Here is a 12,087-nt window from a genome sequence, read left to right as displayed (position 1 = left end):
AAAGCGGCGAGCCGCGGGCCCCGGCTGCCAACCGGGACCCGCGGCTCACTCAGCGGCCTTCAGCACCGCGCCTCAGCAACACCCTCAGCGCTGGTGATCCAGCTCCAACAACAGCGAAGCCGACCAGCTGAACCCGCGCGAGTTCATCGCACCGCCGGTCGCCGAGTCGTAGTTCTCCGCCAGCGGACCGTTGCCCATCAAGCCTTCGGCGTTGGCCCGCAGCTTGTTCGTCAGGGCCGTCGCGTCGGCGGTGTAGCCGTAACGCCGCAGGCCTTCGAGAGCGAAGTAGGCCTGGTCCATCCAGACCGCGCCGCGCCAGTAGCCCGTCGGGTCGTAGTACGGCGAGCTGGCCGCGACCGTGGGGAAGGGGAGCTGCGTGTTGAACTCGGTGGGCGACATCAGCTTCTGCTGGACCGCTGCCGCCTGCGTCGGGGTGGCGACGCCGGCCCACAGCGGGATGGCGCCCTCGATGCCCCGGCCGCGTGCGGTCAGCGGTTGGCCGGTGGTCAGGGAGGCGTCGTAGAACCAGCCGGTGGCCGGGTCGTACATCTTCTGCTGCACGGCCTTGGCCACCGACGCCTGATCCGAGCGGTAGTGCGCCGCGTCGGTCGGGTGCCCAAGCACTGACGCCATCTGGGCCAGGACGCCGTCCTCGGCCGCCAGGTAGGAGTTCAGGTCCACCGACTCCTGCGTCAGCGAGTAGCCGACCACGTTCCCGGCGCTGTCCGTGTTGTCCACCACGCCGGCGCCGAGGGTGGCGTCGAAGCGGGGAGCGTCGTCCATGCCGCTCTCCCACGCCGCGGCCTGGCGCTTGTCCTCGGCCGTGACGTTCGCCGGGTCCACCGTAGCGCCGTACTCGGCCAGCCCGTCGTTGTTGTGGTCGCGGTCGCGGTACCACCAGTCGTGGTACGCCACCAGCTTCGGGTACATCTCCCGCAGGAAGTTGACGTCCCCGTTGCGCTGGAACACCGACCACACCGCCCACGCGGCCAGCGGTGGCTTGGAGTTGCGCTCGTTCCAGTTGCCGCCGCCGTGCGCCGGGTCGTTGTAGAAGATGCAGTCCGGGATCATGCCCGCGTCCTGCGGCCGCCCCTGCGGGTTGGCCGCGGTGACTTGGTAGTCGAACATCGACTGGATCTGCGACTCGGCCAGCGACGGGTCGAACACCGCCGTACCGACCGCCTGCTTCCACGTGTCCCAGGCCCAGAGGCCGCTGAACCACTTGTTGGAGATGGACGGCGTCACCCCGTCGTGCAGCACGGCTCCGGCAGCACTGCGCCAGTTCGTGGTCAGCGTCTCCACCGACTTCACCGCCTCCGCCTGCTGCGACGCCGGAACGCCCCGCACCGCCGACGCCACATACCCGCGCCAGCGCCGCTCGTCCGCCGCGACCACCGAGGCGGGCGCGTGCAGCGTCTTCGCGATCACCGGCTGTTCGGCCGCGTAGTCCGCACCGGTGAAGGTGTAGGACTCGGTCCAGGTCAGCGCCTGCTGCCCGTGCGGGCTCAGGCGCAGCGGCGCGTTCAGCGAGGTGGTGTAGGCATCGCCGGTCACCGACGTCGTCACCGGCTCGGCGTGCGTGACCTGGAACTTCTCGGTCCCGTCGGTCAGGTAGTCCCAGGTCTGCCGCACCTTCGCGAAGCCCACCGAGACCCCGGTCGACGTCGCGTGCAGGGCCGGGGCGCTCTTCTCCGGCTCGGTGTCGGGACGCAGCAGCGAACCGGTCCAGCCCGCCGCGACGCTCCGGTGCCGCCCCGTGGTGTTGGAGACGAACGCCTGCACCAGCGCGGTCCGGTTGCTCGCGTACCGCAGCTGCATCACCACATGCAGCCCGTCCACATCAAAGCTCTGCTGCAACATCCCCGGCAGTGAGGTGAACACCGGGGACGTCGCCGAAGCCAGGTCGACGGGCTTGCCGTTCTCCGACAGCGTCAGATGGCTGATTCCCTTGCTCAGCCACCACGGATACTCCTGCGCGATGTACAACGGCCCGGTGAAGGCACCGTATGAAGCGGTGTCCCCGACCTTCGGAAGCGCATAGGCCTGCCAGGCCCCCTGGTCGGCGAACACGCCGATCGGGTTGACGTCGGTCGCCGGATCGCCGGGCAGCGCCACACTCGGCACGCCTTGCAGATCCAGCACATTGGCGAAGGATGCAGATGGATGGTGCGCCGGGGCTTGCGGCGCGGCCTGCGCCGCCGCTCCCGGTAATACCAGACCCACGCCGAGCGCCAGCGCGGCGAGGGCCCGCAACGGATGGGACATGATCACCTTTCGACCTTCAGGACCACGACACTGTTCGCGGCCACATGGGTGGGACGACTCCCGGTCAGCAGGTTCACCGCGCCGAACGGCACGGAGGAGCCCAGATCGACCGAGGTGTCGCCGTGGTTGAGCAGGAAGTAGTACAGGTGGGTCTCCGAACTTCGGCAGACGACCTCCACCCCGGACCACGCGAGCGTCGAGGCCAGCGACGGCCAGACCACCGCCGGGCGCACGGCCTCCCCGAGGACCTTCTCCACGTCCGAGCCCAGATCGCAGCTCACGTACCAGGCCCGGCCGGCCCCGAACTCGTTGCGGGTGACCGCCGGACGCCCCTTGAGCGGCCCCTCGGCGTAGTTGGCGACGGCCCGGGCCGTGGTCGTGCCCAGCCACTCGCTCCACCGCCGGGCCGCCGGCTTGGGCTGCTGCCCGCGGTCCGGCTTGCGCGCGGCCTTCGCCGTCTCCTCGTCGGCCGTGAACGAGACCTCGACCGTCTCCCCGTCCGGAATCGGCCACCACTCGTCCACGGCGACCCCCAGCACCTCCTTCAGCGGTCCCGGATAGCCGCCCCCCGCGGCGTCAGTACCCTGATGGATGTGGTCGAGCTCGTCGACGATCCCGCTGAAGAACCCGACTGCGAGGTACCCTCCGCCATACACGTAGTCGGTCAGCCGGGCGGCGTCTTCCGTGCTCACCGCGTACAGGTTCGGGACCAGCACCACCTTGTAGCCGGCCAGGTCGGCGTCCGGCGGGACGAAGTCCACGACGTGGTTCCACCGGTGCAGCACCGAGTACCAGCTCAGGATCTGCTCCTTGAGCCGCACCCGGGCCGAGGGGTGGTCCTCCGCCTCCAGCGCCCACCACGAGTTCCAGTCCAGGACGATGGCGACCGCGCTCTCGATCCGGCTCCCGGCGACCTCGGCCAGCTTGCCGAGGTCCTCGCCGAGCCGGACCGTGTCCCGCCATCCCCGTGAACCGGTCCCGCCGTGGGGGAGCAGTGCGCTGTGGAACTTCTCAGCGCCGGCCCGCGAGGCCCGCCACTGGAAGTGCATGACTCCGTCCGCGCCGCGCGCCACCGTCTGCAACGACCACAGACGCTTCTGGTCCGGCGTCTTGGGCACGTTGACCGCGCGCCAGCTCACCGCCGACGGCGCCTGCTCCATGAGCAGCCACGGCCGGCCCCCGCCGAGCGAGCGCATCAGGTCGTAGTTCATCGCCGCGAGCACGTGGGCCGACGGATCCGCGGGGTCCGGATAGGCGTCGTCGGAGACCAGGTCCTCGTGCGCGGCCCACTTCCAGTAGTCGAGGTCCTTCATCATCGACATGAAGTTCGTCGTGACCGGAACCTCCGGCGTCACCTCCTTCAACACGGCCCGCTCATCGAGGAAGCAGGCGAGCAGGGCGTCGGAGCTGAACCGGCGCCAGTCCAACAGCTGCCCCGGGTTCACCGGGCCGGGGGCCCTGCGCGGCGGCTCGATCTGCGAGAAGTCCGAGTACCGCTGCGACCAGAACTCCGCGCCCCAGGCGAAGTTCAGCTGTTCGACGTCCTGGCCGTAGCGCTCCCGGAGCCAGCGCCGGAAGTCCTCGGCGGAGACGTCGCAGAAGCACTCGGTGATGTGGTCGCCGTACTCGTTGTGGATGTGCCACAGCGCCAGCGCCGGGTGCTCGCCGTACCGCTCGGCGATCGCGCGGGCGAGCCGGGTCGCGGCCGCCCGGTAGATAGGAGAGGAGGGGCAGTAGTGCTGCCGGGAGCCGAACTCCAGGCGCACGCCGTCGGCCGTGACCGGCAGCGTCTCCGGGTACTGACGCACGAACCACGCCGGCGGCGAGGCGGTGGCCGTGGCGAGGTCCACGGCGATCCCGGAGCTGTGGAACAGGTCCATCAGCCGGTCCAGCCACTCGAAGTCCCACTCGTCCTCGGCGGGCTGCAACCGCGCCCAGGAGAACACGCCGACCGTCACCATATTGACGCCGGCGTCCCGCATCAGGTTGGCGTCCTGCTTCCACACCGACTCCGGCCACTGCTCCGGGTTGTAGTCGGCTCCATACAAAAGTCCTTCGACACGTGTGATCATCCCTTGACTGCTCCTCCCAGCAAACCGGATACGAACTGCTTCTGGAAGATAAAGAAGATGAGCATCAGAGGGAGGGTTGCTAGGAAACTTCCGAGGATCAAGCCCGAATAATCCACATGTGTTCCGCCGACCAGCGTGTAGAGCGCGACCGGTGCGGTGTATTTGTCCTGCGAGTCGAGCATCAGCAGCGGCCACAGGAAGGAGTTCCACTGGCTCATGAAGGTGAAGATGGCCAGGGCCCCGAGTTGTGGCTTCACTACAGGAAGCACGATCCGGTAGAAGGTCCGGATGTCGCCGGAGCCGTCGATCCGCGCGGACTCGATCAGCTCGTCCGGGAAGTCCAGGAACGCCTGGCGCATCAGGAAGATCCCGAACGAGTTGGCCAGGAACGGCACGATCACCGCCTGGTAGGTGTTCACCCAGCCCAGGTTCGACATCATCTGGAACAGCGGGACCAGCAGCACCTGGAACGGCACCATCATGGTGGTGAGCACCAGGGCCAGCAGCAGCCCGCGGCCCCGGAACCGGTACTTGGCCAGGCCGTAGCCGGCCATCGCCGAGATCAGGCCGCTGATCAGGGTGTAGACCACGGCGATGCCCAGGCTGTTCAGCATCACCCGGCTGAACCCGACCGAGCTCTCCAAGGACTTGATGTTGCTGATGAAGTGCCCGCCGGGGACGAACGGCGGCGGGGAGTGGAAGAGCTCGTCGTTGCTGTGGGTGGCAGCGACCACCATCCAGTAGAACGGCAGGACGCTGATGAACGCGCCGACCGTCAGGGCGAGCAGGACGAGTCCGCGCCGCAGGTGTTGTGGGTTCAGCGTCATCGCCGTCTCCTTCCTGAGCTGACCTTCCTGGCATCCCGGGCTGTGTTCTCCGACTGTCCGAAGAACCGGAATTGGATCACCGAGAGCACGCCGATGATAAGCACCACGGCCCAGGCGATCGCGGAGGCGTAGCTGAAGTCCATCTGGTCGAAGCCGACCTTGTAGAGGTAGAGGACCGGGGTCATGGTGGCGTTGTCCGGCCCGCCCTTGGTGAGGACGAAGTTCTCGTCGAACAGTTGGAGCGTGCCGATGGTGGAGGTGATGGAGCAGAACAGGATCACCGGCCGCAGCTGCGGCACCACGATCTTGCGGAAGGTGGTGACGGCGCCGGCGCCGTCGATCGCCGCGGCCTCGTACTGCTCGCGGTGGATGCTTTGCAGCCCGGCCAGCAGGATCACCGCGTTGTAGCCGGTCCAGCGCCAGGTGATGGTGCCGATCAGGGACACCCGGGCCCACACCGGATTGTTCAGCCAGTCCACCGGGCTCACCCCGAACCAGCCGAGGGCCTGGTTGACCATGCCGCCGTCGGTCTTGAGCAGCACCCGGAACACCACCGCGTAGGCGACCAGCATCGTCACCGAGGGCAGGAAGAACGCGATGCGCCAGGTGCCCTTGAAACGCAGCCAGGACTGGTTCAGCACACAGGCCAGGACCAGCGCGATCCCGATCATCAGCGGGACCTGGAAGATCAGCAGCAGTCCGGTGTTGTACAGCGACTTCCAGAACACCGGGTCGTGCAGCATGCGCCGGTACTGCGCCAGGCCCGCCCAGGTCTGCGTGCCGCCGTCGTCGTTGGTGAAGCTCTGGTACAGGCTGGCGCCCAGGGGATAGGCGAAGAAGACGATGAACAGGGCCGCGGCGGGTCCGGCGAACGCCCAGTGGACGACCCGGATTCGAGGCCGGGTCCGTCCCCTGACGAACCTGGCCGACCCTCGGTGCGGAGCGGTAGTGGCGGTGGCCATGGCGCTACTGGGCGATCTGCCGGTTGGTCGCGGCGGCGATCTGCTGCGCGGTCGAGTCCAGCGTCGACTTCGGATCCTTGCCGCCCTGCATCACGGCGCTGGTGGCGGTGGTGACCAGGTCGCTGGCCTTGGAGTAGTCGCCGGTGTACTCCACCGGGGCGATGTCCTTGGCCAGGTCGGCGAAGGTCTTGAAGGTGGTCTGGCCGCCGTAGTAGTCCTGCGGGCCGGTGATGTAGGGGTCGGACAGGGCCGGGACGAAGGCCGGGAAGATGCCCTCGTTCTTCAGCATCGACACCTGGTTGTCCGAGTTCGCCAGGACGAACTGGATGAAGGCCCAGGCTGTCGCGGAGTTCTTGCTCTGCGAGGAGATGTTCAACAGTGAGCCGCCGTTGTTCGAGGTACGGACACCGCCGGAAGTGAAGGCGGGCAAAGGGATCACGCTGAACTTGCCCTTCAGCTCGGGCATCTCGTCGGTCAGCGTCCCGGACCACCAGACGGCGGTCGGCGCGGTGGCGACGTTGCCGTCCTTGTTCGACGAGACCAGGGCGTCCCAGCCCTTCTCGTAGTCGACCAGGCCCTTGTCGTTCAGTTCCTTCATGACGGTCATCGCCTTCACGGCGGCCGGGGTGCTGACCGCGATCTTGCCGTCGACGAAGTAGCCCTGGCCCTCCTGCTGGAGCAGCATCGGGAAGGTGCTGTCCCCGGTGGGGTCGACCACCAGCAGCTTCTTGCCGGTCCTGGCCTTGATCTGGACGCCGGCCGCGATGTAGTCGTCCCAGGTCTGGATCGAGCCCGGATCGACGCCGGCCTGCTGGAAGATGTCGGTCCGGCAGAAGACGCCGCAGGGCCCGATGTCCCAGGGGAGCGCGTAGACCTTGCCGCCCGCGTCCGTCCCGGTGGCCCAGGCGGCGGCGTTGAACTGGCTCTTCAACGGGCCGGCCAGGGTGCTGAGGTCGTAGAAGCCGCTCGGGAAGGTGCCGATGTAGCTCTGCATCTTCTGGCCCTCGACCTGGAGCACGTCCGGCAGCCCGGCGCCGGACTTCAGGCCGATGGTGATCTTGTCGTAGGCGTTGTCGTAGCCGATGTCGACGACGTTCACCTTGACCCCGGGGTGCTGCTGCTCGAAGGCCGGCGCCAGCCGCTTGAGCGCCTTGGCCGCCACGTCCCACGACCACACCGTGATGGACCCGGTCACCTGGGCCTGGGCGTTGAGGCTCTTGGCGGGCTTCTTCGCCCCGCCGCCGGTGGCGCAGCCACCGGTCACCGCGACCGCGAGTGCTCCGATGCCCGCTCGCAGCACCGAACGCCGACTTGTCCGCATTGACATTGACACCGTGCCCTCCCTTGCCGCAATACTGAATGCTGTATACAGCACACTGTATGACGGGCCTTCGTCAAGACCCTTGGCCGATCCCGTCACAACCCCCGAGCGATGAGGCAGGTTCACCTGTGGGCCATCCGTACATCCCGAACAGCGATCCCGAGATCCGAAAGCGCATGCTGGCGGCGGTCGGCGCGGCGAGCGTCGAGGAGTTCTACGCCGACATCCCCGACGCGATCCGGCTGCACCGGCCGCTGGATCTGCCGGCCCCGCTGCGCTCGGAGGCCGAACTGGTCCGACACATGGACCGGCTCCTGTCCCGCAACAAATTGGCCGAGCTGAGCTTCCTGGGCGCCGGCTGCTATCAGCACCACGTGCCGGCGGTGGTCGAGGAGATCGCGAACCGGAGCGAGTTCCTGACCGCGTACGCCGGCGAGCCCTATGAGGACCACGGCCGGTTCCAGGCGCTGTGGGAGTACCAGTCGCTGATGGGCGAGCTGCTGGAACTGGACGTCGTCAACGTCCCGACCTACGACGGCTTCCAGGCGGCGGGCACGGCGCTGCGGATGGCCGGCCGGGTCACCGGACGGCGCCGGCTGCTGGTGGTCGGGCCGATCGACCCGGACAAGGTGTCGAAGATCGTCGACTTCGTGCGGCCGGACCACGACGTGGAGGTGCTGGACGGGACGCATGACGGCTGGCAGGCCGCCGATCTGGTGGTCGGTGCCGACGTGGCCGCGGTCTACATCGAGGCGCCGAACTACCACGGCGTGCTGGACGCCGCGCTGCCGACGCTGGCCGAGCGGGCGCACGCGGTCGGCGCGCTGTTCGTGGTCGGCTGCAACCCGATCTCGCTGGGCGCGGTGGCCTCACCTGCCTCCTACGGCGCCGACATCGTGTGCGGCGACGTCCAGCCGCTGGGGATCCGGATGAGCTTCGGCGGCGGCAACGCCGGGTTCATCGCCACCCGGGACGAGGAGCGGCTGGTGCGGGAGTTCCCGTCGCGGCTGTTCGGGGTGGTGCCGACGGTGGTCGAGGGCGAATACGGGTTCGGCGACGTGTTCTACGACCGCACCTCCTTCGCGCTGCGGGAGGAGGGGAAGGAGTGGGTCGGGACCGCCTCCGCCCTCAACGGGATCATGGCCGGTGTCTACCTGGCGCTGATGGGACCGCGCGGGATGCGGGAGATCGGGGAGACGATTCTCGCGCTCACCGCTTATGCGCAGGAGCGGTTGGCGGCGGTGCCTTTCGTCGCTGTGCCGAACGCCTCCTCGGTGTCGTTCGCCGACTTCGTGGTGCGGTTCACCGGGTCGCGGACGGCCGCGGAAATCAACGCCCTGCTTCTGGAGCGCGGGATCCAGGGCGGCAAGGTGCTGTCCGACACCGACGCGCTGTTCTGCGTGACCGAGGTCCATGCGCGCGAGGACGTCGATCGTCTCGCCGCTGTTCTTGAGGAGATTGCCAAGTGAGCGCGTCGTCGCCGCGTACCCCTGTTCCGGTCGAGGACGCGCGGATCGCGCCGAAGCCGGGGCTGCGTCGTTTTCATCAGGCCCGGTGGGATGAGCCGCTGATCTTCGAGCTGACGAGCCCGGGGGAGCGTGGGGTCGGGGTCCCCGTCACCGACTTGCCGGTGCCCGCGTTGCCTGCCGGGTTGGCGCGTGCCGAGGCGCCGCGGCTGCCGGAGATGTCGCAGCCGCACGTGTTGCGGCACTACATGCGGCTCTCGCAGGAGACGTTGGGCGTCGATCTGAACGTCGACGTGGGTCAGGGCACGTGCACGATGAAGTACAGCCCGAAGGTGAACGACTCGTTCGTGCGGGATCCGCGGATCGCTTCGCTGCACCCTTTGCAGGATGAGGGGACGGTGCAGGGGGTGCTGGAGATCCTGTACCGGCTGGAGGGGCTGCTGAAGGAGATATCCGGGATGGACCGGGTGTCGTTGCAGCCCGGGTCGGGGTCGTCGGCGATCTACGCGAACGTGTCGATGATCCGCGCCTACCACGCCTCGCGGGGCGAGGGCGAACTGCGGGACGAGATCATCACGACGCAGTTCTCGCACCCCACGAACGCCGCCGCGCCGAAGACCGCCGGATACCGCGTCATCACCCTGATGCCGGACGCGGACGGGTATCCGGACATCGAGGCCCTGCGGGCGGCGGTCGGGCCCCGGACGGCCGCGCTGCTGATCACGAACCCCGAGGACACGGGGATCTTCAACCCGCGGATCGAGGAGTTCGTGCGGCTGGTGCACGGCGTCGGCGGGCTGTGCTGCTACGACCAGGCCAACGCGAACGGGATCCTGGGGATCACCCGGGCCCGGGACGCCGGGTTCGACCTGTGCCACTTCAACCTGCACAAGACGTTCTCGACGCCGCACATGTGCGGCGGGCCGGCTGCCGGGGCTTCGGCGGTGACGTCGGCGCTGGAGCCGTTCCTGCCCCGGCCGACGGTCGAGTTCGACGGCTCGCGGTACTACATCGACGACGACCGGCCGGAGTCGATCGGCAAGATCCGGCCGTTCTACGGCGTGGTCCCGAACCTGGTGCGCGCGTACGCGTGGATCATGGCGCTGGGCGCCGAGGGGCTGCGGGACGTGGCCGAGACCTCGGTGCTGAACAACAACTACCTGATCTCGAAGGTGCTGGAGATCGAGGGCGTGTCGCTGCCCTACGCGCGCGGCCGGCGGCGCGTGGAGCAGGCGCGCTACAGCTGGGAGAAGCTGAACGCGGACACCGGGATCCACTCCGAGCAGATCGGCTACCGCGTGGCCGACTTCGGGACGCACTACTGGACGAGCCACCACCCGTACCTGGTGCCGGAGCCGATGACGCTGGAGCCGACGGAGTCGTATTCGCAGGCGGACCTGGACGAGTACGCGCGGATCCTGGCCGAGGTCGCGCGCGAGGCTTATGAGGAGCCTGAGACGGTGCGGACGGCGCCGCACAACGGGCCGATCCATTCGATGCGGGACGCGTCGCTGGAGGATCCGGGGACTTGGGCGGTCACCTGGCGGGCCTACCGGCGGAAGCTCGCGTGAGAGGCGGGCGGGCCGGCGCGGCGTCCAGCCACCAGAGGCCGCACTCATGAAGGTCGGGCTCGTGGTGAACCCGGTCGCCGGCGTCGGCGGCCGGGTCGGCCTCAAGGGCAGCGATGGTGCGGAGGTGCAGGCGCGGGCGTTCGCGCTCGGTGCTGTGCCGCAGGCTGCCGAGCGTGCGACGGTCGCCTTGGCTGAGCTGCGCGCGCGGCGGCCGGAGGTCTCGGTGCTGACCGTGGCCGGGGCGATGGGGGAGGCGGCGGCGCGCGCTGCGGGGATTGTGCCCGAGGTGGTCTTCGCCGCCGCCGATCCGACCTCCGCCGCCGACACCATCGCAGCCGCCCGCGCCTTGGCCCCGCAGGTCGACCTCCTCCTCTTCGCTGGCGGCGACGGCACGGCGCGCGACGTCCTCGAAGCCGTCGGCGATGGGGCAGGCGACGCGGTCGGCGACGCGCTCCCGGTCCTCGGCATCCCGACCGGCGTGAAGATGCACTCGGCCGTCTTCGCCGTGAATCCGCGTGCGGCCGGTGAAGTTGCTGCCAGCTACTCGCGCTTGCGTGATGCGGAAGTCGTCGATCGGGTGGACGGCTCGCCGCAGCTGTTCGGGTACCTTCGGGTGCCCGACGTTCCGGCGCGCGTCCAGCAGCGCAAGATGGGCAGCTCGGGCGTCACGCCTGATGCGGTCTCGGGCATCGCCGCCGAGCTCCGCTCGCTCGTCGCGCCGGGCGAGCTGCTTATCCTCGGCCCCGGAACGACGACCCGGGCCATCGCCGGGGTGTGGGGGGTCGACGTCCCGGTCCTGGGCGTGAACGTGCTCCAGGACGCGAAGCTGCTGGCCGCCGACGTCACGGCCGACCAGCTCCTCAGGCTCGTCGCCGAGACCCCGGCGCGCATCGCCCTCACTCCCATCGGCGGCCAGGGCTTCCTGCTCGGCCGGGGCAACCAGCAGCTCTCGCCCGAGGTGCTGCGCGCGGTCGGGTTGGACCGGCTGCACGTGGTGGCGACCGAGGCGAAGGTGGTGGCGCTCGGCGGGCGTCCGCTGCTGGTCGACACCGGTGACGACGCGCTGGACCGGGCGTTTCCGCGGTATGTGCGGGTCGGGACCGGGTGGCGACGTACGATCCTTTATCCCCTGAACAATCCCCTGAACAGTCTCCAGAACAACCCCCAGAACAATTCCTTGAACGAAAGGCAGTCCTGATGATCGACCTGAGCGGGAAGAGCGCGATCGTGACCGGCGGTGCGTCCGGGATCGGGCGGGCGAGCGCCGAGGTGCTGGCCGAGCTTGGCGCCGGTGTGGTGATCGCGGACCTGGACGCCGAGCGCGGGGAGCAGACCGCGAAGGAGGTCGGCGGGGTGTTCGTGCGCTGCGACGTGTCGCGAGCGGCGGACTGCGACGCGGTGGTGGCGGCCGCCGTGGCCGCGCACGGGGGTGTCGACGTGCTGTTCAACAACGCCGGGATCATCCGGCGCTCGACCGTGCTGGACATCGCCGAGGACGACTGGGACCTGGTGATGGCGGTCAACGTGAAGTCGATCCTGCTGATGAGCCGGCGGGCGGTGCCGTTGATGGCGGCGGCCGGGGGCGGGAGCATCGTCAACACCG

At 68.9% G+C, this 12,087-nt stretch carries 9 protein-coding genes; 4 read left to right on the top strand and 5 right to left on the bottom strand.

Annotated features, from left to right (window positions below):
• Nucleotides 1-84: 84 nt before the first annotated feature.
• Genes IZR01_RS43080 through IZR01_RS43060 form a run of 5 tightly spaced genes read right to left on the bottom strand, consistent with a single transcriptional unit; the run spans nucleotide 85 to nucleotide 7,453 of the window.
• Complete coding sequence (locus IZR01_RS43080) at nucleotides 85-2,265, bottom strand: MGH1-like glycoside hydrolase domain-containing protein (protein ID WP_194927198.1); 2,181 nt, start codon at nucleotides 2,263-2,265, stop codon at nucleotides 85-87.
• Nucleotides 2,266-2,267: 2 nt separating this feature from the next.
• Nucleotides 2,268-4,337 carry a beta-galactosidase gene (locus IZR01_RS43075; protein WP_194927197.1) on the bottom strand — a complete coding sequence of 690 codons (2,070 nt, stop codon included), beginning with the start codon at nucleotides 4,335-4,337 and terminating at the stop codon, nucleotides 2,268-2,270.
• Entirely contained in the window at nucleotides 4,334-5,164 is an 831-nt protein-coding gene (locus IZR01_RS43070) for a carbohydrate ABC transporter permease (RefSeq protein WP_194927196.1), read from the bottom strand. The genes IZR01_RS43075 and IZR01_RS43070 overlap by 4 nt, the downstream gene beginning before the upstream one ends.
• Complete coding sequence (locus IZR01_RS43065) at nucleotides 5,161-6,126, bottom strand: carbohydrate ABC transporter permease (protein ID WP_228555313.1); 966 nt, start codon at nucleotides 6,124-6,126, stop codon at nucleotides 5,161-5,163. Before IZR01_RS43065 ends, IZR01_RS43070 begins: the two co-directional genes overlap by 4 nt.
• A gap of 4 nt (nucleotides 6,127-6,130) precedes the next feature.
• Nucleotides 6,131-7,453 (bottom strand): ABC transporter substrate-binding protein, encoded by a 1,323-nt coding sequence (locus tag IZR01_RS43060; RefSeq protein ID WP_194896864.1) that lies wholly within the window; start codon nucleotides 7,451-7,453, stop codon nucleotides 6,131-6,133.
• Nucleotides 7,454-7,575: 122 nt separating this feature from the next.
• Here IZR01_RS43060 and gcvPA point away from each other — a divergent pair, with 122 nt between their 5' ends.
• From gcvPA to IZR01_RS43040, 4 genes are all read left to right on the top strand, one after another.
• Nucleotides 7,576-8,916, top strand: coding sequence for an aminomethyl-transferring glycine dehydrogenase subunit GcvPA (gene gcvPA / locus IZR01_RS43055; RefSeq protein WP_194896865.1), 1,341 nt, complete (start codon nucleotides 7,576-7,578; stop codon nucleotides 8,914-8,916).
• Nucleotides 8,913-10,484 carry an aminomethyl-transferring glycine dehydrogenase subunit GcvPB gene (gcvPB, locus tag IZR01_RS43050; RefSeq protein WP_323747259.1) on the top strand — a complete coding sequence of 524 codons (1,572 nt, stop codon included), beginning with the start codon at nucleotides 8,913-8,915 and terminating at the stop codon, nucleotides 10,482-10,484. Before gcvPA ends, gcvPB begins: the two co-directional genes overlap by 4 nt.
• Nucleotides 10,485-10,530: 46 nt before the next feature.
• A complete protein-coding gene (locus tag IZR01_RS43045) occupies nucleotides 10,531-11,682 on the top strand; it encodes an ATP-NAD kinase family protein (protein ID WP_194927195.1) in 1,152 nt (383 codons plus the stop codon).
• On the top strand, nucleotides 11,682-12,087 hold a 406-nt coding region (locus tag IZR01_RS43040), incomplete at its 3' end, for an SDR family NAD(P)-dependent oxidoreductase (protein ID WP_194927194.1). The genes IZR01_RS43045 and IZR01_RS43040, both read left to right, overlap by 1 nt.

The sequence above is a fragment of the Catenulispora pinisilvae genome, from assembly GCF_015356865.1.
GTDB lineage: Bacteria > Actinomycetota > Actinomycetes > Streptomycetales > Catenulisporaceae > Catenulispora > Catenulispora pinisilvae.
This window is presented reverse-complemented; position numbering and strand designations above follow the sequence as displayed.